The sequence below is a fragment of the Synechococcus sp. MIT S9508 genome, assembly GCF_047303045.1.
Classification (GTDB): Bacteria; Cyanobacteriota; Cyanobacteriia; order PCC-6307; family Cyanobiaceae; genus Synechococcus_C.
The window spans coordinates 1,879,829-1,900,146 of sequence record NZ_CP138941.1 but is presented as its reverse complement, the minus strand read 5'-3'; the positions used below and the strand labels follow the sequence as shown (position 1 = coordinate 1,900,146).

The 20,318-nt window shown below is 56.3% G+C and carries 20 protein-coding genes and 1 tRNA gene; 11 read left to right on the top strand and 10 right to left on the bottom strand.

Annotated features, from left to right (window positions below):
* Positions 1-17: 17 nt before the first annotated feature.
* The 3 genes from SIB42_RS10465 to SIB42_RS10455 are packed head-to-tail and all read right to left on the bottom strand — an operon-like array spanning position 18 to position 2,488.
* Complete coding sequence (locus SIB42_RS10465; RefSeq protein WP_067094747.1) at positions 18-1,196, bottom strand: ATP phosphoribosyltransferase regulatory subunit; 1,179 nt, start codon at positions 1,194-1,196, stop codon at positions 18-20.
* Between the two features lie 42 nt (positions 1,197-1,238).
* A complete protein-coding gene (locus SIB42_RS10460; protein WP_067094744.1) occupies positions 1,239-2,108 on the bottom strand; it encodes an inositol monophosphatase family protein in 870 nt (289 codons plus the stop codon).
* Positions 2,105-2,488, bottom strand: coding sequence for a 2Fe-2S iron-sulfur cluster-binding protein (locus SIB42_RS10455; RefSeq protein ID WP_067094742.1), 384 nt, complete (start codon positions 2,486-2,488; stop codon positions 2,105-2,107). The genes SIB42_RS10460 and SIB42_RS10455 overlap by 4 nt, the downstream gene beginning before the upstream one ends.
* Before the next feature lie 52 nt (positions 2,489-2,540).
* Here SIB42_RS10455 and SIB42_RS10450 point away from each other — a divergent pair.
* Positions 2,541-2,627: transfer RNA gene (locus SIB42_RS10450), tRNA-Ser, on the top strand.
* A 109-nt stretch (positions 2,628-2,736) separates the two neighbouring features.
* Here the strand turns inward: SIB42_RS10450 and pstB are convergent.
* Genes pstB through pstC form a run of 3 tightly spaced genes read right to left on the bottom strand, consistent with a single transcriptional unit; the run spans position 2,737 to position 5,469 of the window.
* Positions 2,737-3,552, bottom strand: a complete 816-nt coding sequence (gene pstB / locus SIB42_RS10445) for a phosphate ABC transporter ATP-binding protein PstB (RefSeq protein ID WP_067094737.1) — start codon at positions 3,550-3,552, stop codon at positions 2,737-2,739.
* Between the two features lie 60 nt (positions 3,553-3,612).
* Positions 3,613-4,518, bottom strand: coding sequence for a phosphate ABC transporter permease PstA (pstA, locus tag SIB42_RS10440; protein ID WP_067094734.1), 906 nt, complete (start codon positions 4,516-4,518; stop codon positions 3,613-3,615).
* Between the two features lie 3 nt (positions 4,519-4,521).
* Positions 4,522-5,469 (bottom strand): phosphate ABC transporter permease subunit PstC, encoded by a 948-nt coding sequence (gene pstC, locus SIB42_RS10435; RefSeq protein WP_067094731.1) that lies wholly within the window; start codon positions 5,467-5,469, stop codon positions 4,522-4,524.
* Between the two features lie 145 nt (positions 5,470-5,614).
* Here pstC and dnaK point away from each other — a divergent pair, with 145 nt between their 5' ends.
* From dnaK to murQ, 4 genes are read left to right on the top strand one after another with little or no spacing between them, the layout of a single operon-like run.
* Positions 5,615-7,618, top strand: a complete 2,004-nt coding sequence (gene dnaK, locus SIB42_RS10430) for a molecular chaperone DnaK (RefSeq protein WP_067094728.1) — start codon at positions 5,615-5,617, stop codon at positions 7,616-7,618.
* Entirely contained in the window at positions 7,602-8,546 is a 945-nt protein-coding gene (locus SIB42_RS10425) for a DnaJ C-terminal domain-containing protein (protein ID WP_067094725.1), read from the top strand. Before dnaK ends, SIB42_RS10425 begins: the two co-directional genes overlap by 17 nt.
* A gap of 42 nt (positions 8,547-8,588) precedes the next feature.
* Positions 8,589-9,005, top strand: a complete 417-nt coding sequence (locus SIB42_RS10420) for a DUF3110 domain-containing protein (protein ID WP_067094722.1) — start codon at positions 8,589-8,591, stop codon at positions 9,003-9,005.
* A gap of 2 nt (positions 9,006-9,007) precedes the next feature.
* A complete protein-coding gene (gene murQ / locus SIB42_RS10415; RefSeq protein WP_231856401.1) occupies positions 9,008-9,985 on the top strand; it encodes an N-acetylmuramic acid 6-phosphate etherase in 978 nt (325 codons plus the stop codon).
* Here the strand turns inward: murQ and mtnP are convergent.
* Positions 9,955-10,890 carry an S-methyl-5'-thioadenosine phosphorylase gene (mtnP, locus tag SIB42_RS10410; RefSeq protein ID WP_067095087.1) on the bottom strand — a complete coding sequence of 312 codons (936 nt, stop codon included), beginning with the start codon at positions 10,888-10,890 and terminating at the stop codon, positions 9,955-9,957. The genes murQ and mtnP overlap by 31 nt on opposite strands.
* Before the next feature lie 76 nt (positions 10,891-10,966).
* On the opposite strand from mtnP, the gene SIB42_RS10405 reads away from it, so the two are divergent.
* Entirely contained in the window at positions 10,967-11,395 is a 429-nt protein-coding gene (locus SIB42_RS10405; RefSeq protein WP_369818442.1) for a peptidylprolyl isomerase, read from the top strand.
* Here SIB42_RS10405 and ribBA read toward each other — a convergent pair.
* Positions 11,383-12,996, bottom strand: coding sequence for a bifunctional 3,4-dihydroxy-2-butanone-4-phosphate synthase/GTP cyclohydrolase II (gene ribBA, locus SIB42_RS10400; protein WP_156485178.1), 1,614 nt, complete (start codon positions 12,994-12,996; stop codon positions 11,383-11,385). The two genes, SIB42_RS10405 and ribBA, sit on opposite strands and share 13 nt — an antisense overlap.
* A gap of 109 nt (positions 12,997-13,105) precedes the next feature.
* On the opposite strand from ribBA, the gene argC reads away from it, so the two are divergent.
* Complete coding sequence (argC, locus tag SIB42_RS10395; protein WP_067094715.1) at positions 13,106-14,170, top strand: N-acetyl-gamma-glutamyl-phosphate reductase; 1,065 nt, start codon at positions 13,106-13,108, stop codon at positions 14,168-14,170.
* Here the strand turns inward: argC and purN are convergent.
* Entirely contained in the window at positions 14,161-14,820 is a 660-nt protein-coding gene (purN, locus tag SIB42_RS10390) for a phosphoribosylglycinamide formyltransferase (RefSeq protein ID WP_231856400.1), read from the bottom strand. The two genes, argC and purN, sit on opposite strands and share 10 nt — an antisense overlap.
* A 36-nt stretch (positions 14,821-14,856) precedes the next feature.
* Between purN and SIB42_RS10385 the strand changes: the two genes are divergently transcribed.
* The 3 genes from SIB42_RS10385 to SIB42_RS10375 are packed head-to-tail and all read left to right on the top strand — an operon-like array spanning position 14,857 to position 17,794.
* Positions 14,857-15,198, top strand: a complete 342-nt coding sequence (locus SIB42_RS10385; protein ID WP_067094708.1) for a DUF1257 domain-containing protein — start codon at positions 14,857-14,859, stop codon at positions 15,196-15,198.
* On the top strand, positions 15,198-16,895 hold the full coding sequence (locus tag SIB42_RS10380; protein WP_067094704.1) for a M61 family metallopeptidase: 1,698 nt from the start codon (positions 15,198-15,200) through the stop codon (positions 16,893-16,895). The genes SIB42_RS10385 and SIB42_RS10380 overlap by 1 nt, the downstream gene beginning before the upstream one ends.
* Complete coding sequence (locus tag SIB42_RS10375) at positions 16,877-17,794, top strand: N-acetylmuramoyl-L-alanine amidase (protein ID WP_067094701.1); 918 nt, start codon at positions 16,877-16,879, stop codon at positions 17,792-17,794. The genes SIB42_RS10380 and SIB42_RS10375 overlap by 19 nt, the downstream gene beginning before the upstream one ends.
* Before the next feature lie 17 nt (positions 17,795-17,811).
* Here SIB42_RS10375 and SIB42_RS10370 read toward each other — a convergent pair whose 3' ends face one another.
* Positions 17,812-18,540: a helicase DnaB gene (locus SIB42_RS10370; RefSeq protein ID WP_197459883.1), complete on the bottom strand. Its 729-nt coding sequence runs from the start codon at positions 18,538-18,540 to the stop codon at positions 17,812-17,814.
* Between the two features lie 178 nt (positions 18,541-18,718).
* Between SIB42_RS10370 and SIB42_RS10365 the strand changes: the two genes are divergently transcribed.
* Positions 18,719-20,317, top strand: a complete 1,599-nt coding sequence (locus tag SIB42_RS10365; RefSeq protein WP_067094698.1) for a glucose-6-phosphate isomerase — start codon at positions 18,719-18,721, stop codon at positions 20,315-20,317.
* Position 20,318: the final 1 nt, after the last annotated feature.

The following is a 20,318-nucleotide window of genomic DNA, read 5'->3' as shown; positions in this document are numbered from 1 at the left end:
TTCAGTGCCGACTGATCCTATGTATCGATCCATTCGAGACTGTCGCAGCCCGATTGATTCAGTCGATCTAGTGCTTCAGCATGATCGCTGCAGGCACGATGATCCAGCACGCTGATCCTTCCCTGTTGGTGCAGAGCCATCTGGCGTTGCAGTGCCGACTCCAGAGTTTGTTTGGGCCCATAACAGATCAGTGCCGCGCTCTCCTCATGGGTTGTGGTGATCGAATCTCCCGGCAGATCCCGGATGTCATCAACGCAGTAGCTGAAACCCAGACCGGTTGCCTCAGCGCCTTCACCGCCAAGTCTCCTGACCAGTGAGTCGTATCGTCCGCCGCGCGCAATAACAACCGGAGCGGATGTTCCTTGACAGACCAGTTGCAGCACGATTCCGTCGTAAAGCTCGTAATGAGGTTGGAATGTGGGGTCGAGTTGCAGTGTCAGACCCAACTGTTCAGCAAGAGGGCGCAGATGCGTGAACAGTCTCTGAAGTTGCTTCAGCACCGATTGATTCGGATACTGCGCATCCAGCGCGTTGAGAATGTCCTGGGGACTGCCTCGTCGGTCAAGCCAGTAAGCCAGATTGTGATGGGCAGCGCGCTCTAAACCCATCTCCTGCAGTCCCAGTCGGTCGTACTGACTGAGGCAGGTGCGGATCCTGTGTCTTTGCTTCGACTCAAAGGGTTCGAGCAACAGGTCCATCAGGCTGGTGTGTCCGATCAATAGTCTCGCTTGATGGCTCGCGTTCAGGTTCAGACCCTTCAGCGATGCCAGCAAGAGACTGAACAACTCCAGTTCCGACTCAACACCCAGGCCTCCGAACAGCTCAACCCCGCAGTGCAGGTTCTCCTCAATGCACTGACCGCCTTCGTCGGCGGTTCTGGACTCGAAAACCGTTCCGCAACTCCAGAGACGTAGTGGTCGTTGACGCTCTAATAGCCTGGTGCAGGCTGCTCTGGCAATGGAGGCTGTCAGTTCTGGTCTCAAGCCCAGTGGTTCATCCGAAACAAGTCGAACGATGTCTCGGCTGTCAATGGCTCCTCCAGCCTTGAGCGTGTCCATCCGTTCAATCCTGGGAGGCGTGACTTCCTCGTATCCCCAAAGGCGAAACACCGCGGCCAGTGTTTCCCTGAGTTCCTGGTTGCGTTGAACCTGCTGAGGATTGAGATCTCTCACGCCTGAGGCGGGTTGCAGGGCCATCGCGCCTGTCGCTGCTTCGATCAGGATCCCATGGCTTGGGTTTCAGTCCGCGTAGAGCTGTTCTGCGAAAGGTTCGATCCCCTCGAGTTCTTTCTGTAGTGCGCTGTGCAGCCCAGGGCCAGTGGCCAGAATCCGACCGGATGAAACGTCGTAATTCTGTGCTCCGTAATCACTGACGTCTCCTCCTGCGATCACTACCAAAGCAGCACCAGCTGTCAGATCCCAGGGAGATAAGCCTCGCTCCCAGTAACCGTCGAGTCGTCCTGCAGCCACGTAGGCCAAATCGACTGCTGCCGCACCACCGCGGCGCACACCCCTTGTTGTATGGGTTAGCCGGCAGAACTCCGCGTAATTGTTGTCCAAGCGCTCCCTGCGGTCATAGGCGAATCCCGTGACTAGCAGGCTGTCTTGTAGCGACGAGCAGCCACTCACCTCGATGCGATGGTCATGGAGGAACGCTCCTGTGCCAGGACAGCACCAGAACACCTCCTGCAAAAATGGAACAGCTACAGCCCCGAGGATCGGTAGACCTCTCCAGAGCAAGCCGATGGATGTGGCAAAAAAGGGGTATCCGTGCGCGAAATTCGTCGTGCCATCGAGAGGGTCAACACACCAGCACATTTCGGAAACATCACCCTGTGCTCCTGATTCCTCTGCCAACACTGGAATTTCAGGAGTTGCTTCGCCAAGACTTCTCAGTACGGCTTTCTCGGCAGCGAGGTCCGCATCGGTGACCAGATCTCCGGCTCGTCCTTTCTCTCGGATTGAGACGCGTTGTCCGTAATGCTGCATCAGGACCGATCCACCCAGATCAGCTGTCGTTCTGGCGACCTGACTGAGTTCTTCGAGTCTCAACGACGTCAGCCCGGCTTCTGCGGCGGCTGCATCGCAATCCAGATATTGCTTTCTCATTCCTTCCAGGTTTCGAGTTCCTCAAGAGGGATGTCGCGGGTGATCTTGCCCCGGCCGAAGTGACGACCGAATTGCAGGTCGTAGACCTCATCCTCATCCTGAGTTTCCGCGACAAGCGGGCCAATGGCTCTTGCAACGCAGAGAAGCCCATAGCCCTTGGCCCTCAGTTCTCTGGAAAGTCCCATCGCTTCCTGTTGATCCAGTTCACCCTGCTCAACACGAACAGCGCAGCTTGTGCAACATCCGTTTCTGCACGAAAAAGGCAGTGGATCTCCCTGTTGTTCAAAGCTCTGCAGGATGTAATCGCCCTCCGGCACTTCATGGGAAATCACCCGCCCTTGCTGTCTCCAGTGGATCGTGACCCGATGAGTCGGCCTCATTAAGTTCATATGGAAACGCCCTGCTACATTCTGACGTGCCAGACGAGCCCCTGGAGAGGTGGCCGAGTGGTCGAAGGCGCAGCACTGGAAATGCTGTATAGGGGCAACTCTATCGAGGGTTCGAATCCCTCCCTCTCCGTTTTCCGCCGGTCCTATTGGACCGGTTTTTTATTGGCACGATCGCAGTGAGCGATCTCCAATGACTAATCTGCTGCCTGATAGCTCCAATTCATCCAACAAACTCTTTATCAACCGAATCGACCTGAGACGTAATCCTGCGTGGCTTGTTGAGAGGGTGAATTGAAGATCATTTCTGTTTCATTGAACTCGACGAGATAGCCGACTTTCCCAGATCCTCCTTCGACCGCTTCAGCATTAAAGAAGGCGGTCATATCACTCACTCTCAAGGCCTGTTGCATATTGTGAGTCACAATCACGATTGTGAAACTCTTCTTCAATTCATGCATTGTTTCCTCGATTTTCAATGTCGAGATTGGATCTAGAGCTGAGCAGGGTTCATCCATCAGGATCACTTCCGGTTGAATCGCGATTGTGCGTGCAATGCAGAGGCGTTGTTGTTGACCACCAGATAGGGAGTACCCACTCTCATTGAGTTTATCTTTGCACTCATCCCAAACTGCAGCCTGGCGTAGGGACCGTTCAACCAACTCATCCATATCCCCGGTATATCCGTTGATTCGAGCTCCGAAAGCAATATTTTCGTAGATACTTTTTGGAAACGGATTCGGTTGCTGGAACACCATGCCAATCCGGCGCCGCACTTCTACCGGATCCACTGAGGGGCCATAAAGATCTGCTCCATCGAATAGAACGCGACCCTTCAGGCGGCAGCCATCAATAAGATCATTCATCCGATTCAGTGCTCTCAAAACCGTTGATTTTCCGCAACCTGATGGACCGATAAATGCAGTGACTTTGCCTCGAGGAATATCGCAGTAAACGTTCTTGATAGCCTCGTAGCTGCCGTAGCTGATTGTGGTGTTCTGAATCGAGAGGCAGATGTCTTTTGAATCTGCGTTGCTCTTCTGGCTGGTGGAAGTCATGAGGAGTGACTGACTTTTTGAAAAAAATGGATGTCAAGTGATCGGGTAAAGAGTGGTGCCTCAATTGGAGGCAAAACGTCTTAGCCACCGAGCAAACAGATTGATGAGCAGGATAAATAGAACAAGTACGAACGATGCTGCCCAAGCGAGTTCGTTCTGAGATTCATAGGGCAGAGTCGCAAAGTTGTAAATCAGTACTGAAAGTGTGGCAATCGGGTTGAAAATTGCATCGAACCCCTCAGGCCAGAAGGGTGAAAATAAGGCCGTGAAGATTAAAGGTGCTGTCTCTCCTGCTGCTCTCGCAATCGATAACACCACACCCGTGGCAATGGGTGTGAAGGCTGAAGGAAGGGTGATTCGCAGAATCGTGATGAACTTGGATGCGCCCACACCCAATGAGGCGCGACGGAGGTCGTCGGGAACTAGCTTGAGCCCCTCATCGGTGGTTTTGATGACCGTCGGTAACATCAAAATCGATAATGCAACTCCCCCTGCAATTGCACTGTAGGAGTTTCCGAAAATAATCTTTGTTTTGACGATCACGGCATAAACAAAGACACCGGCAATAATGGATGGGACACCAGCCATGACGTTGGTCCCGAAGCGAATAAACTTTGCAAAGACTCCCCCTCCTGAATACTCAGCGAGAAAAATCCCACCTCCTACCCCGACTGGAATGGCGATCAGAGCCGATAGAAAGGTGACGATGATGGTTCCGATTACCGCATTGCCAATTCCGCCACCTTCAAGTCCTGTGGATGATGCAGTGAACAGACTTACGTTGAGAACTCCACCACCCTTGATCAGCACATATGCCAGTACAGCAATTAACGGAAGAACGGCTATTGCTGAGAATAATCCGGCCAGAAACGTGAGAATTCTGCTGAGTAAATTGCGCCTCAATCCCCCCTTATATGACAGGTCTGGAATGTCTCGCCTCAGACTTGCTGGTGGTGAAAGTGTCATAGTTCAGTACTTGAGGCTCAGACGTTTGACCAGCCATTGGGCAAGAAGGTTCACCGCCAGGGTGAGAATCATCAAGATGAATGCTGCATACATCAGCGACGAAACTTGGCTTCCGTCGGCTTCTCCAAACTGATTGGCAAGCATGGCTGAAATGGTGTTCCCAGGTGCAAGCAGTGACCAGCTGAAGGTGTTCGAATTGCCAATGATCATGGTGACGGCCATCGTTTCGCCCATGGCACGTCCCAGGGCCAGCATCACACCACCCACAATTCCTGAGATGGCAGCGGGCAACATCACGTTGAGAATGGCCCCCCAGCGTGTTGTGCCTACGCCGTATGCGGCTTGACGCAGCTTCATCGGTACCTGGTTGAGTGAGTCTCTGGAGATCGCCGTGATGATCGGCAGAATCATCACAACCAGAATCAACACCGCTGGTGTGATTCCAGGTCCCATGGGATCTGTTGAAAAGAAAGGCAGCCAGCCGAGGGTGTTGTGCAGAACTTCAAGAAATGGACGGATGAACGGTTCCATCACGAAGATGGCCCAAAGCCCCAACACCACTGAGGGAATCGCCGCCAGCAACTCCACCATCAACCCGATCAACGTTCGGATTCTTAGGGGAATGATGTTTTCGGTGATGAAAATCGCAGTTCCTACGCCGAGAGGCACAGCAATCAGCAGGGCCAGCAGCGATGTCAGCAGCGTTCCATAAATGGCTGTGAAGGCCCCGTATTCATCTTTGACGGGATTCCAGTTGGAGGTCACCAGAAATGACCAGCCATATCGGCCCATCGAATCCAGCGATCCCCAGAACACCACGATGAGAATCGCCAGTAGAACTATTGCCACCAAGGAGGCCAGCACGATCGCCAGGATCCTGAAGCCGCCATCCACCGATTTCTCCATTGGCGGACGTCGCCGTAAGCGGTACAGCTCCAACGACCTAGGCATTCTGTTCTGCACAGACCCTTGAAACGTAACGGTCCAACGGGACCCGGGTCACTAAGAGCTCAATAACACACCCTGTGGGATTGCGTGTGCGGGGGCTGGGTGAGAGCTGTTTGGGCCGTTACCGTGGGATTCCACACAGGCTTTTATGGGCCGGATCGTCGGAATCGACCTGGGTACTACCAATTCCGTCGTGGCTGTTCTTGAGGCCGGGCGGCCCGTGGTGATTGCCAATGCGGAGGGGACCCGCACGACCCCCTCTGTCTTGGGGTACACCAAAGACAACGAACTACTGGTGGGTCAACCAGCTCGACGTCAGCTGGTTCTCAATCCGCGCAACACCTTCTCCAACCTCAAGCGTTTTGTTGGTCGGGCCTGGGATGAGCTTGACGACGGATCCCTCACCGTTCCCTACACGGTCCGTTCCAACAGCCAGGGCAATGTCCGAGTGGCGTGTCCTCAGACCGAGCGAGAGTATGCCCCAGAGGAACTCGTGGCCAGCATCCTGCGCAAGCTGGTGGATGACGCTTCGACCTATCTCGGAGAAGAGGTGGAATCTGCAGTCATCACTGTTCCCGCCTACTTCAATGATGCCCAGCGTCAGGCCACTCGCGATGCCGGTCGTTTGGCGGGTATCAATGTTGAGCGGATTCTCAATGAGCCCACCGCTGCTGCTCTCGCTTATGGCTTTGATCGCAGTGCAGTCCGTCGCGCACTCGTTTTTGATCTCGGCGGCGGAACCTTCGATGTGTCGCTGCTCAGGATCGCCAATGGTGTTTTCGATGTCAAAGCCACCAATGGAGACACCCAACTGGGGGGCAACGACTTTGATCAGCGCATTGTTGACTGGCTCGCGGAAGCGTTTCTCAAAGAGCACGCTGTCGACCTGAGGCGTGATCGTCAGGCACTGCAACGACTCACCGAAGCTGCTGAAAAGGCCAAGCAGGAGCTCTCAGGGGTGACCTCAACCCCCGTTTCTCTGCCCTTCATCGCTACGGGCGCTGATGGTCCTCTTCACATCGAAACAACACTCGACCGGGAGACTTTTGAGGGATTGTGCCCTGATCTTCTCGACCGGTTGCTCGTTCCTGTTCAGTCAGCGCTCAGAGATTCCGGTTGGGCCGCTGAAGACATAGATGATGTGGTGCTTGTTGGTGGAAGCACCCGCATGCCGATGGTGCAGCAGTTGGTCAGAACTCTGATTCCCAATGATCCCTGTCAGTCGGTGAATCCAGATGAGGTCGTTGCCGTGGGTGCAGCGGTCCAGGCAGGAATTATCACCGGTGAATTGCGCGATCTGCTTCTCAATGACGTCACGCCGCTTTCGCTGGGCTTGGAAACCATCGGAGGGCTTATGAAGGTTCTGATTCCGCGCAATACCCAGATCCCTGTTCGTCAGTCCGACGTGTTCAGTACTTCGGAGCCCAATCAATCCTCTGTCGAAATTCATGTCTGGCAGGGAGAGCGCCAGATGGCGACAGATAACAAGTCACTAGGACGTTTCCGTCTCTCGGGTATTCCTCCCGCGCCACGTGGTGTGCCTCAGATTCAGGTTGCCTTTGACATCGATGCCAACGGAATCCTTCAGGTGAGTGCAACGGATCGGACAACGGGCCGGAAGCAGTCGGTGACCATCCAAGGAGGATCAACGCTCAGTGAGGATGAAATTCAGGGTCTCCTTGCTGAAGCCGAAGCACGCGCTGATGAAGACCGTCGCAAGCGCTCCACCATTGAGCGGCGCAATTCGGCGATGACTCTGGTGGCACAGGCAGAGCGGCGCCTTCGTGATGCTGCGCTGGAGCTCGGCCCTTACGGAGCTGAACGTCAGCAAAGAGCGGTGGAGATGTCGGTTCGTGATGTTCAGGATCTCCTGCAACAGGATGATCTTCAAGAGCTCGAGATGGCTGTGAGCGGTCTTCAGGAAGCCTTATTCGGTCTGAACCGCCGCCTCACGGCTGAGCGTCAGATCGAGGCAGGTCCCTTGCAGGGAATCAAAAGCACTCTCGGCACTCTTAAGGATGAACTGTTTGCTGAAGACGACTGGGATGATGACCCCTGGGCATCGCCACAATCCCGCTACGACCGTTACGACGGACGCATGAGCGGTGGACGAAGAGGGATTGATCCTTGGGACGATGACAACTTCCGCTGAACCGGACTACTGGTCATTGCTTGGTCTGGAGCCTGGTGCAGCTCCAGACGCTCTCAAGCGGGCATTCAGGCGTGAAGCCAGACGCTGGCATCCCGATCTAAATGGCAATGATCGTCACGCCGAAGAACGCTTCAAGCTGGTCAATGAGGCCTATGCGGTACTCAGCAACCCTGACCGGCGCAAGGAATGGCAGACGCGCCAACGCGGAGGAGTTGCTGCAACTGACCCTTTCAGCACTGGATTTCCCGATTTTGAGGACTACCTAGCTGTTGTCCTGGGTCTGGGAAGAGAGCCTATTCGTCGAGAACAGGCTCCAAGAGACCATGATGAGCGAGAGCAGTCGTCAGAGCCAAGCGCAGAGACTGATCAGGCCTATGGGGCTCACTGGCCTGAGGCCTCGCCGCAACCACCCCCACCGGTGCGCAGTGAAGACGATCTGGAAACGGTTGTTGATCTCTCACCGGATCAGGCCCTTCAGGGCACAACCGTGGAGTTGGAACTCGGTGACGGCACCCTGGTTGAAGTCGGGACTCCGCCTCGGGCAGGAGATGGTTGGCGGTTACGTCTGGAGGGTGTTGCACCGGGAGGTCGCGATCATTTCCTGCATCTGCGAGTGATCACGGATGACGGTCTACGCATTGATGGTCTTCGGGTGCATTACCGACTTGAGTTGCTGCCTCCGGACGCAGCGCTTGGTTGTGCCGTTGATGTACCCACTCTTTCTGGCCCGGTGACCCTCCAGGTTCCTCCCGGTTCATCCAGCGGACGATTGCTGAGATTGCGCGGTCGCGGTCTTCAGCTTGGAGACGATTGCGGCGACCAACTTGTGGAAATCGTGATCGTGATCCCTGCGGCCCTGGATGACGATGAACGGGCGCTTTATCAACGCTTGCAGGAACTCAGTCTCGAGCGTGCCATCACGTTCTAAGCCGCTGTTCCGATGAGAGACTGCTGTTGACGATTGATCAGCATGTTGGTTCACGTGCTCCTGTACGACGCAGGACAGGACAGCGAAGGCATTCACTCCCTCGAGCTCTCAGGTCAGACGGTGGTGTTGATGTTTGAAAACCGCGATGATGCTGATCGCTATGCCGGACTACTGGAAGCGCAGGACTTTCCAACTCCCACCGTTGAAGCTCTCGATCGTGAGGAGATCGAGTTGTTCTGCCGTGAAGCCGGTTATGAGGCCCGATTCGTCTCCGATGGTTTTGTGCCTCAGTCGGATGATGAACGGCTGATGCTGGCGCCACCGAGTGCCAATCGTGACGTGGCCAATTGGCAGGAGCAGGATCCGACCCAGGGGCAGGACCTCGCATCCAAGGACGCATCCGACTCCTCCATCCAGGATCTTGATGATGTGCGGCGGCGTCTTGAGGGCCTTCTCTAAACATGGCTGACGTTTCGTCCATGGGCTCAGGGTCCAGCTCCTCGTTGGTGTCTCCCTCGGACGACCGGGGCTATCTCCTCACCGAACAGGTGAATCCAGCGAGTGATCAACTTGATCAGCTTTCCACCGACGCACTGGTCGAGCTGTTCATCGAGGAGGATCGCAGGCCACAAGAGGCTGTGTTTGCAGCGAGACAAGCTCTGAGCCAGGCCGTCGACGCGATTGCCGAACGCCTTCAGCGAAGCGGCCGTTTGTTTTATCAGGGTGCAGGGACCTCAGGGCGACTCGGCGTTCTCGATGCTGCTGAATGTCCACCCACCTTCTGCAGCCCACCGGAGCTGGTTCAGGGCATTCTTGCCGGGGGTGCACCAGCGCTGTTGCGCAGCTCCGAGGGTCTTGAAGATCTTGAATCTGCCGCGGTGACCGATCTTCAGGAACGTGGTTTTCGCGCCGAGGACTGCCTGGTTGGGATCGCTGCGGGAGGGACGACTCCCTATGTCCGAGGTGGACTCAGTTATGCCAGGCAGCTCGGTGCACTCACGATTGCCATGGCGTGTGTTCCCTCGGAGCAGGCACCTCTGCCATGCGCGATCGACATTCGACTGCTGACAGGGCCTGAGCTGTTGACAGGTTCAACTCGCCTGAAGGCTGGAACGGCCACAAAAATGGCTCTCAATATCCTCTCAACAGGAGTGATGGTGAGGCTTGGCAAGGTTTACGGCAACCGGATGGTCGACGTTGCTGCCAGCAACAGCAAACTTGTCGACCGCTCCATTCGGATGCTCAGAGACCTACTTGGTGTGAATCGCGACGTTGCTCTGATCCTGTTGGAACGCGCCCAGGGATCTGTGAAACGTGCCCTGCTGATGGGCAGCTGTGATCTGGAGGCGAACGAAGCTGATGCCCTGCTTGAAGCTCATGCTGCTGATCTGAGATCAGCGCTGGCCAGTCAGGGCAAGTCTCTCCCTGTTGAGGGTTGAACGTTTCCCCAGTAAGGACTGGTGAATAGGTCGAGGCGCTCACGGGTCGCTGAAGGAACCGCCTCGGGAGCCGTCATCAGCGCATGTTCCAGTGCACGGTGCGCTGGCGATTCGGGACGCTCTTTGCTGAAGTTGCCCATCAACTGTTCCAGAATCGGTCCGGTTGCCGTTGCATTGGCTTTGAGGTTGCCGACCACCATCTCCACGGTGACGGCGTCATGATCGTCGTGCCAGCAGTCGAAGTCAGTCACCATGCTGAGTGAGGCATAAGCGATTTCCGCTTCTCTCGCCAGGCGAGCTTCCGTGTGGTTGGTCATGCCAATCACATCGCAACCCCAGCTTCGGTAGAGCTCACTTTCTGCACGGGTTGAAAACGCTGGACCCTCCATGCACAGATAGGTTCCACCACGGTGCAGATGGTGACCCGTTGGGATGGCGGCCGCTGCTGACGTTGCCAGCCAATCACAGAGGGTTGGGCAGAACGGGTCAGCCAAGCTGATATGCGCAACGCATCCGTCTCCGAAAAATGACTGAGGGCGTTGCCTGGTCCGGTCGATGAATTGATGCGGCACCACCATGTCACGTGGTCTCAGGTGTTCTCTCAGCGATCCCACGGCGGACACTGAAATCAGCCAGCGCACGCCGAGGCTTCGCATGGCCCAGATATTGGCCAGATAGGGAACTTCGCTGGGAAGCAGATGGTGCTGACGTCCATGACGAGCCAGAAAAACCACCTCAATGCCATTGAGTGTTCCGACTCTGAGTGCATCCGATGGCTTGCCGAACGGAGTGTCGGTTTGCACCTCACGCACCGATTCCAGGTTGTTGATGGAATAGAGACCGCTGCCACCGATCACTCCCACCCGGGCGGAATCAAGCTCTGGACCTGAGGCTGTTTGACTCATGGCGTGGTTGAGGTCGGCCTGCACAGCCACCTGCCTAGCATGGTGTTTTCGGATTGACGCCTTGACGACCGTTCTCATGTCCACGGACGCCGGCGATATCAAGCTGGAGATGTTCGAACAGGATGCTCCCAACACCGTCGCCAATTTCGTGAAGCTTGCGCGTGACGGCTTTTACGACGGGCTTGCCTTCCACCGTGTGATCGACGGTTTCATGGCGCAGGGTGGATGCCCCAACAGCCGTGAGGGTTCACGAGGAACTCCTGGTACCGGCGGTCCTGGTTACATGATCGATTGCGAGATCAACAGCAAAAAGCACGTTCCCGGTGCCCTGTCGATGGCTCATGCCGGCCGCAATACTGGGGGCAGCCAGTTTTTCATCGTCCATGAGGCTCAGCCCCACCTGGATGGTGTCCACACCGTCTTCGGACTGACCGGTGATATGGACGTGGTCATGGCCATCAAGAACGGCACTCGCATCCAAAAGGTCACCGTTCAGGACCAGTGAAGTAAGGCGGCCTGGTTTCCTTCGGGGAACCAGGCTGTGTCCTCTGAAGCATCAGCCAATGAGCTGCGTTTGAGCTCCTTGCGTTCCAATGTTTGGGGTGGATGAGTGATCTGCTGTTCGTTCACGGTGTGGAGGAGACCGAGTCTTGAGGTTTCCTTCCAACCCGCCATGGTGATCAACATCGACTTGACCGAGGCTGTGTCGGGCTCTGAGACCTGCAGCGACCAGACGAAGCGTGGTCGTTCCCATAAAGCCAGCAGGCGCGGCCCTTGCTCGGCTTTTAATTGAATGCCGCTTGTCTCGCTGAGTTGTTCCACACGGTGCAGCAGGTCTGAAAGAACCCCGTCATCGGTGGAGTTGCTGTCGAGACAGAGAACCCAGTGAGAGCTGAGATGGATGGCATCCAGCAGATGCCCCAGCTTTTCTTTTTTGGTGGCCAGATATCTGGCATTGAAATCACCAATCGGAGCCTTCATCGGTACCCTGTTCACCACTTCAAGGCCATAGCCGCCCAGGCCTGCGATTTTTCTGGGGTTGTTGGTGAGCAGGTTGAGCCGGTGAATCCCAAGGTCGCTGAGAATCTGTGCGCCGACTCCGTAATTTCGCAGGTCAGGTGCAAACCCGAGCTTCTCGTTGGCTTCAACAGTGTCGAGACCTCCCTCCTGAAGGCTGTAGGCCTTGAACTTGTTGATCAGACCGATCCCCCGACCTTCCTGGCGCAGATAGACAACAACGCCTTCTCCTTCTTTTTCGATGTGCTTCAGCGCAGTGTGCAGCTGGGCACGGCAGTCACAACGCATGGATCCGAAGGCATCACCGGTGAGGCACTCGGAGTGCATCCGCACCAGCACAGGTTCTCTCAGGTTGTTGGGATCGCCTTTGACCAGAGCGACATGTTCACTGCCGTCCAGCTCATTGGAGTAACCAATGGCGAGGAATGATCCGAATTCCGTTGGTAATGAGCATTGAGCCGATCTCACCACAAAGCGTTCGTTATCGAGGCGATAGCGAATCAGGTCTTCAATGCTGATCAGTTTCAGCCCACGCTCACGCGCATAGATCTTGAGCTCCGGAAGCCGTGCCATTGAACCGTCCGGATTCTGAATCTCACAGATGACACCGGATGGATAGAGGCCCGACATCTGGGCAAGATCCACGGCGGCTTCGGTGTGTCCTGCTCGCTTGAGAACACCTCCTGGCCGGGCTCTGAGTGGGAAAATATGTCCGGGTCGTCTCAGATCCGAGGGTTTGGAACCCGGTTGGATCGCCACCTGGATCGTGCGTGAACGATCGTCCGCTGAGATGCCCGTGGAAACACCATTCTCAGGGCCCGCATCAATGCTGACCGTGAAAGCTGTCTGATTGGAATCGGTATTGCGATCCACCATCAGCGGAAGATCAAGCGCATCCAGGCGTTCCCCCTCCATGGCCAGACAGATCAGGCCACGCGCGTCCGTGGCCATGAAGTTGATCTGTTCCGGGGTGGCGAACTGCGCTGCACAGATCAGATCCCCTTCGTTTTCCCGTCGTTCATCGTCCACAACTACGATGCACTCTCCATTTCGGATGGCCGCGAGTGCATCAGGAATGGAATCGAACATGGGAGAAGCCCCCTTGGTATGAGCAACGGAATCGGGCAGCGGTCCAGGTGTCCTTAAATCTTTATCCATTATCGACGTCGGTACGATCGATCGATGTGCTATCGCCGGAATGGGGATTCAACGGGTTGCTGTGGTGGGTGCCTCCGGGTACGGAGGTCTGCAAACCCTTCGCCTCCTGAACGCTCACTCAGGGTTTGCCATCACTTACCTGGGAGGTGAGCGATCCGCAGGACGCCGCTGGAGCGAGATCTGCCAGTTCCTGACACTGTGTGACGACCTCACCGTGGAGAGTCCGGATCCGGATCGCATCGCAGCCGCCGCTGATTTTGCGGTGTTGAGTCTTCCGAACGGTCTGGCCAGTCAGCTCGTGCCTCCTCTGCTCGACAAGGGCGTCAGGGTGGTGGATCTCTCCGCTGATTACCGCTATCGCAGCCTTGATCAATGGGCTTCGGTGTATGTGCATGAGGCAAGAACCCATCAACGCACTGACGCTGATCTCTGCAAAGAAGCGGTGTATGGGCTCCCTGAGTGGCATGGCCCTGAGATTGCCGAGGCCAGGCTTGTGGCAGCTCCGGGATGTTTTCCCACCACCAGCCTTCTGCCCCTGTTGCCATTCCTCAAACAGGGGCTGATTGAGACCGAAGGTTTGATCATCGATGCCAAAACCGGCACGTCCGGAGGCGGTCGGGCTGCCAAGGAGAATCTGCTCCTGGCCGAAGCATCAGAGTCGATCAGTCCCTATGGCGTTGTGGGGCATCGCCACACATCGGAAATCGAACAGCTCGCCAGCAGCGTGGCGGGATGCCCTATTCAGATTCAGTTCACCCCTCATCTCGTGCCAATGGTCAGGGGTCTTCTCTCGACGATTTACGCACGATTGAGGGATCCCGGCCTCACCGCCGAAGACTGCACAACGGTTCTCAAAGCGGTGTATCGCCACCACCCCTGCGTCCGCGTGTTGCCTGTGGGAACCTATCCAGCCACTAAATGGGCCAAGCACACCAATCAGGCTCTTCTTTCGGTGCAGGTGGATGGACGCACAGGTCGTCTGGTGCTGATGAGCGCCGTCGACAACCTGATGAAAGGACAGGCTGGCCAAGGGGTGCAGTGTCTGAACCTGATGGCGGGACTACCGGTCAGTGAAGGCCTCCCATTGGCACCCTTCTATCCCTGAGTTGTTGCTGCTGTTCTCCAGCGTTGACCGGCAAGGGCCGTCGCCCAGGGAAGCAAACGGTGTTCCTGCCGCTGAATGCGGCGGCTGAGTCGCTCCCTGGTGTCATCACTGAGGATTGGCACGGCAGCCTGAGCGACGATTGGGCCGGCATCCACATCGTTCAGCACTTCGTGCACCGTGCAGCCAGTCACGGTCACGCCTGAGCTCAAACACTGACCGATCGCATCCATGCCTTTAAAAGATGGGAGAAGAGAGGGATGGATATTGAGCAATCGGCCTGGGAAGGCATCGATCAGCACCGGGGTCACGATGCGCATCCATCCGGCCATCACAACGGCTTCAACACCTTCGTTCTGGAACGTGCGCACCAAGTCGTGATCCATCTCCTCTCTGCTTGCAAACAGGCGGTGGTCTCTGAGCTCACACTGGATCCCCAGGCGCTCGGCTCGATCACTGGCTCCACAGCCGGCTTTGTTCACGACGAGGACACGGATCTGGGCATCCAGTTCGCCGCAGGCGATGGCGTTGTGAAGCGCTTCAAAATTGGTTCCTGTTCCTGAGGCCATCACCCCCAGCCGCAAGGGTGAATCAAACCTGGGCCATGTCCCGATCGCTGGAACGATCAACGCGGGATAACACTCGCTGTCCATCTGGCTAGGGTCAGATTGCGCGGGCATTCCGATTACATGTCCCATTTGACCATCCTGCCCACATTGGTGACCGATCTCGATCTGCTTGAGATCGCTCTCTGCAGCGAAGGATTCAAGGTCTTTCGAGGTGGAGTCGTGAGCTCCTTCGACACGCATCAGTCCGTTGATCTTGCCGCCGTGCATCCATCCGGTCTGCAGCTGGGCTGGAAACACAGTGATAACCAACCCCATTTCGATCTGGTGGCGGACTTAGCCGCACCTCAGGGTTCCGGACAGACCGAACCCGCTCTGCGACGTGTATTGCGTCGTTATGCCATTCATCAGGCCATGCGGCAGGCGGAGTTTCTTGACGCTGAGACGGTTACTGCCGGCATCTGATGGCCGACGTTCACGTTGCGCTCGATCTCGGCACTCCTGCTTCACAGCTTCTCTGGGTTGAACTTCGATGGAGTCCTACTCAGGCTCGGCAAACCTGGACCCTGCCTGTTTGGACTCCGGGTTCATACACCGTCCGGGATCCCTCCCAGCATCTTCACAGCCTCACCGTTGAGCAGGCTGGGCAAGTTCTCGTCCCCTGTCGCCGTTCACCGGAGACATGGGTCCTTGAGTGCCATGTTTCAGAACCGATCACGTTGCGCTACGCCCTAGAAGCGAGGCAGCTGACCGTCCGCACCAATCACGTCGATCCCGTGTTTGCGTCACTCTGCCTTTCCGCAGTCGTGATGTTGGTGGAGGGTCAACGCTGGAATCCACACGTTTTGGAGGTGGTGGTTCCTAGCTCTTGGTCTGTGGTCTGCCCGTTGCCAAGAAACAACAACTCCTTTTGGGCTGAGGACTTCGACCATCTTTTGGACGCACCTGTCCATGCCGGTGAGCTTCATGTCGAGAAGCTAAATGTCAGGACCGTGTCTCATGAACTGGTGTTGATCGGCTCTCCGCCTTCGGGATGGTCAACAACGCTGCCAGCGGAGATCGAATCCATCTGCTCATCAGTGTGCGATCTGATGGATTGCGACCCACCTTCGCGACAGCCTTATCAGCTGGTGTTGCAACTGTTGGATCACGGTTACGGAGGGTTGGAGCACGACAACTCTTCGGTGATGCAGTTCCCCTGGACTCGCTTACTGGAAGAGGGCGGAACCCGCAGCTTGTTGCAGCTGATTGGCCATGAATATCTGCATCAGTGGAACGTTCGACGACTTCGACCGAGTGAATACGTTCCCTACCGCTACGACCGGCCCGTGATCAGTGAGGGCCTTTGGTTTGCTGAAGGCATCACCAGTTATTTCGACCTGGCCTTGCCTCTGCTTTCCGGTTTTTCCAGTCGTCTGGATCTGCTCGAAGATCTGGCTGCGGATCTTTCTCACGTGCTGTTGAATCCAGGCACCGGCATTCAGTCCCTGGCTGACAGCTCGCGGGAGGCCTGGGTGCGGCTTTACAAGCAGTCCCCCGCCAATGCCCGGAGTCAGATCAGTTATTACCGGCTGGGAACCGCATTGGCCTTTTGCCTCGATGTGCGCTTGCGTCAGGTCGGTGCGTCTCTGGCTGAAACCCTGCGTTTGTTGTGGGCCCGACTTGGCATCCATGGGCGGGGTTATACCCGCCACGATTTGATGGAGGTCATCTCAGCCCACTCCCCTGAACTGGCCACACAACTGCCAACTTGGCTCGATGACTGTGACTCGATCCCGATCGTATCCTGTCTGAAAGCCCTTGGTCTTGAGCTCGAGCCTGTGATGGCAGCTCATCCCGATGCGGGATGGACCCTGCGTGAAGCGGATGGAAGTGTTTGGATTGATCGCACGGTGTCGTCTGGTTCCGCTGAATCCGCTGGTCTTGTTGCAGGTGATGAGTTGCTGTCACTCAGGAATTGGCGTTGCCGAAACCTGAAACGCAGCCAGCAGCTGCTGCAAGGTTCGGAGCAATGTCAGGTGATCTACAACCGTCGTGGCCGGATTGCCAGCACGGAGCTATTCCTGAAGAAGGCCGGGGTGGAACGCCACCGATTGGCCTGGGACCCTGGTGCTTCCAGGGAGGCTCGTTTGCTCCGCGATCAATGGTTCCAGATCATCTGAACCGTGTGTGGCTCAAGTCTCTTGGCTTGCTGCGCCTTCCAGGAGCTGGAATTCTGCTCGCGACAACATCCACGCTGGTGCTAGTGCTGTCGTTGGTTGGTTTCACCGCAGAAAAGTCCACTGATGGCGTCGCTCGCAAGCCTTCCCTGTTGGATTTGCTGGATGAAGTCGCTCGCGACTCCGATTCGGACAAGGTACTGCCTGGACAGCAACCTGATGCTCCAAAAGGTGCTTCCTGGTCATCACCTCTTGCCCGGCAGTGTTCGGGGATTGATCAGTCGACGCGCAGTCGACTTCTCGACAAGCGCCGCAAACTGCCTCAGCTGCGCCAATCCATTCCTGCTGACCCAACCAATTACGGAGATCGCTTCCGCAGCAACCCATGGGGCCAGGCCATCAACCCTGCTCCTCGGGTTGTGGTCCTCCATGAAACGGTCTATTCCCTCAGTTCGGCCGTGAACACATTTCTGACTCCCCATCCCCGTGATGAGGATCAAGTCAGCTATCACTCATTGGTCGGTCTGGATGGATCGATCGTGGATGTGGTGGATCCACTCAAGCGGGCCTATGGCGCTGGATACTCTGCGTTTCTCGGTGAGTGGGCCGTCACCAATTCAGAGTTCGATGGCTCTGTCAACAACTTTGCACTCCATCTCAGTCTTGAAACACCGGATGATGGGCATGGCAGCCATGGCGACCACAGCGGTTACACGGCCGCTCAGTACGACGCCCTGGCTCTGGTTCTGGATGGATGGCTCGAACGCTTTGAGATCGATCCTGCTGCAATCACCACCCACCGGCATGTTGACCTGGGTGGAGCACGGGCTGATCCCCGCAGCTTCTCCTGGTCCGAACTCCAGAATCGCCTTGCTGCCCTAGGCAAGCTCTGCCAGGCGTAGGCAAAGGCGGCAGCTGTTCAGATCACAGGAAGTGGTGCTGGACGGATCGTGGAATAGATCAGTCCATGAAGTGCAGGGTCTTGCATATAGCGCAGGACCCTGGCGGGATAATCCAATTTGCCGTTATGCAAGTAGGCCAGGGTGGCAATGGCTTTGGCATCGACATAGGACCGGCTTGCAATCAGGATTGCTTCTTGCTCCAGTCCGAGCTCACCTTTCAGTCGTGCCAGCTTCGCTGCCAGCAGCTCCACATTGGCATCTGGATCCATCAGCAGGTCGCGGGCAGCTGCAATCTGCTGCGGGGAGGGATCGACAGGAAGCCGCCCTTGATGGATCAGTTCACTGATTCCGAGCTGCGCAGGACCATGCGTCTCCACAAGACCTGAGTGAACGACGAACGGCAGATCTTCTCCTGGTTTGGAGTGCTGAATTTCGTCGAAGAGAATGGCCGTGATCAACATCGGATTGATCCTGTGGCGACTCGCTTCTCTTTGGATAACAGGTTTCAACCTGTGCAGTCTCGAAAGGGTGTTGGCACGCAGAGGTTGGAGCTGATCAACCCCTCGGGTGAACAATTGAGCCAGTTGCGTCTGAGGTCCATGGACGCCAAACCGGCGTTGCAGATGTTCGAGCTCTTCGGCACTGAAATCGGTCGGATCGGGATCACTCTCCTGAGACAGGGGTGAGGATGATTGCGCTAAATCGCTGTGGGGATTGATTCCACGCAGAGGAGGCCAACCCGTCATGGAAACGGCAACAGCCGTTATGGCCAGGGCTGTAAGGCTAGTGATCGCTCTCGGGACCATTGCGGAGCAGAAATTGAGCCTGTCAGGAAGCATTGACGGAGATTAGCCGTGGTGTCTCAGTTCATGGGCATTCCGCAGGATCCTGGATAACTTCTGCACAGAGAGTTCTCTCCATTAGATGAGTTTCCCGGATTTCAGTGCCACTGATGCCCAGATTCAATGGCAGAGATTCTGTGATCTTCTCTGGCATCACGAGGACCTCGGAATGTGGCTGGATGTCAGCCGCATGCACCTGAACAATGCTCAGCTTGAGGAACTCACGCCCAGACTGGAGAAGGCTTTTGAGGCCATGAAGGCCCTTGAGAACGGTGCCATCGCCAATGCCGACGAAAATCGTCAGGTTGGTCACTATTGGCTAAGGCATCCTCAGCTGGCTCCTGATCCGGAAGTAGGTCAGCACATCTCCACTGAAATTGATCAGATTGAGCAGTTCGGAAAGGCGGTGATCAATGGAACGATCAAGTCTCCGACCGGTCAACCGTTCACGGATGTTCTTTGGATCGGCATTGGTGGCAGTGGACTCGGCCCCTTGCTGATGATCCGGGCCCTTCAGGAGAAGGGTGTCGGACTTCCTTTTCACTTTTTCGACAATGTGGATCCGAATGGAATGAGTCGGGTGCTCGCTGAGCTTGGCGATGCTCTACGGACCACCTTGGTTGTAACGGTGAGCAAGTCGGGTGGTACACCTGAGCCCCATCTCGGGATGGAGCAGGCACGCCATCGCTTGGAAGCAGTCGGTGGTCAATGGTCGGCTCAGGCTGTGGCGATCACCATGGCTGAGAGCAAGCTCGACCAGCAGGCCCTTGCTGAACAGTGGCTGCAGCGTTTCGACATGTTCGACTGGGTCGGCGGACGCACCAGCATCACCAGTGCTGTTGGCCTGGTTCCGGGAGCTTTGATCGGATCTGATATCCGCAGCTTCCTGGCAGGTGCTTCTCAGATGGACGAAGCCACTCGTGTGAATGATGTGCGCCGCAACCCTGCAGCTCTGATGGCCGCAGCTTGGTACTCCGCGGGGGGAGGCAAGGGCAAGCGCGACATGGTGGTGCTCCCGTATCGCGATCGCCTGGAGGTGTTCAGTAGATACCTGCAGCAGTTGGTGATGGAGTCCCTCGGCAAGCGCCTCGATCGCAATGGTGATGTCGCCCATCAGGGCATCGCCGTTTATGGCAACAAGGGATCAACGGATCAACACGCGTACGTTCAGCAGCTGCGAGATGGTGTTGACAATTTCTTCGTGACCTTCATCGAAGTGCTTCGCGATGTGGAGGACATCCCTGAGATCAATGGTGAGCGGCCTGGAGACTTTCTTGATGGCTTCGTTCAAGGAACCCGTTCAGCTCTCACAGAGGGAGGTCGTCAGAGTCTGAGTATCAGCATGCGTCAGTTCGATGCCCGCCGACTCGGCGCTCTGATTGCTCTTTTCGAACGTGCTGTTGGCTTTTACGGAGAACTGGTCAACATCAATGCCTATCACCAGCCTGGCGTGGAAGCCGGCAAGAAGGCAGCAGCTGCGATCCTCAAACTCCAGCTTCAGGTTGAGGACGTGCTCAGTGATGGGGTGTCCCGCTCGGTCGTGGAAATCCAGCAGGCCATCGGCGAAGGATCGGTTGAAGCCGTCTTCTGGATTGTGCGTCATCTCACCGGCAATAACCGGGGCTATCAGGCACAGGGTGACTGGAACAAACCGGCAACTCTGCGTTTCAGTAAATGCTGAT

Excerpts from the sequence above, each read along its gene's own strand:
- SIB42_RS10425 (WP_067094725.1), top strand. The coding sequence starts at position 7,602 with ATGACAACTTCCGCTGAACCGGACTACTGGTCATTGCTTGGTCTGGAG.
- mtnP (WP_067095087.1), bottom strand. The coding sequence starts at position 10,890 with ATGAGTCAAACAGCCTCAGGTCCAGAGCTTGATTCCGCCCGGGTGGGA.
- SIB42_RS10460 (WP_067094744.1), bottom strand. The coding sequence starts at position 2,108 with ATGAGAAAGCAATATCTGGATTGCGATGCAGCCGCCGCAGAAGCCGGG.
- pstA (WP_067094734.1), bottom strand. The coding sequence starts at position 4,518 with ATGACACTTTCACCACCAGCAAGTCTGAGGCGAGACATTCCAGACCTG.
- SIB42_RS10385 (WP_067094708.1), top strand. The coding sequence starts at position 14,857 with ATGTCCCATTTGACCATCCTGCCCACATTGGTGACCGATCTCGATCTG.
- ribBA (WP_156485178.1), bottom strand. The coding sequence starts at position 12,996 with ATGTTCGATTCCATTCCTGATGCACTCGCGGCCATCCGAAATGGAGAG.
- argC (WP_067094715.1), top strand. The coding sequence starts at position 13,106 with ATGGGGATTCAACGGGTTGCTGTGGTGGGTGCCTCCGGGTACGGAGGT.
- SIB42_RS10370 (WP_197459883.1), bottom strand. The coding sequence starts at position 18,540 with ATGACGGGTTGGCCTCCTCTGCGTGGAATCAATCCCCACAGCGATTTA.
- SIB42_RS10405 (WP_369818442.1), top strand. The coding sequence starts at position 10,967 with ATGTCCACGGACGCCGGCGATATCAAGCTGGAGATGTTCGAACAGGAT.
- pstB (WP_067094737.1), bottom strand. The coding sequence starts at position 3,552 with ATGACTTCCACCAGCCAGAAGAGCAACGCAGATTCAAAAGACATCTGC.
- SIB42_RS10380 (WP_067094704.1), top strand. The coding sequence starts at position 15,198 with ATGGCCGACGTTCACGTTGCGCTCGATCTCGGCACTCCTGCTTCACAG.
- SIB42_RS10455 (WP_067094742.1), bottom strand. The coding sequence starts at position 2,488 with ATGAGGCCGACTCATCGGGTCACGATCCACTGGAGACAGCAAGGGCGG.
- pstC (WP_067094731.1), bottom strand. The coding sequence starts at position 5,469 with ATGCCTAGGTCGTTGGAGCTGTACCGCTTACGGCGACGTCCGCCAATG.
- SIB42_RS10365 (WP_067094698.1), top strand. The coding sequence starts at position 18,719 with ATGAGTTTCCCGGATTTCAGTGCCACTGATGCCCAGATTCAATGGCAG.
- SIB42_RS10465 (WP_067094747.1), bottom strand. The coding sequence starts at position 1,196 with ATGGCCCTGCAACCCGCCTCAGGCGTGAGAGATCTCAATCCTCAGCAG.
- SIB42_RS10420 (WP_067094722.1), top strand. The coding sequence starts at position 8,589 with ATGTTGGTTCACGTGCTCCTGTACGACGCAGGACAGGACAGCGAAGGC.
- murQ (WP_231856401.1), top strand. The coding sequence starts at position 9,008 with ATGGCTGACGTTTCGTCCATGGGCTCAGGGTCCAGCTCCTCGTTGGTG.
- dnaK (WP_067094728.1), top strand. The coding sequence starts at position 5,615 with ATGGGCCGGATCGTCGGAATCGACCTGGGTACTACCAATTCCGTCGTG.
- purN (WP_231856400.1), bottom strand. The coding sequence starts at position 14,820 with ATGGACAGCGAGTGTTATCCCGCGTTGATCGTTCCAGCGATCGGGACA.
- SIB42_RS10375 (WP_067094701.1), top strand. The coding sequence starts at position 16,877 with ATGGTTCCAGATCATCTGAACCGTGTGTGGCTCAAGTCTCTTGGCTTG.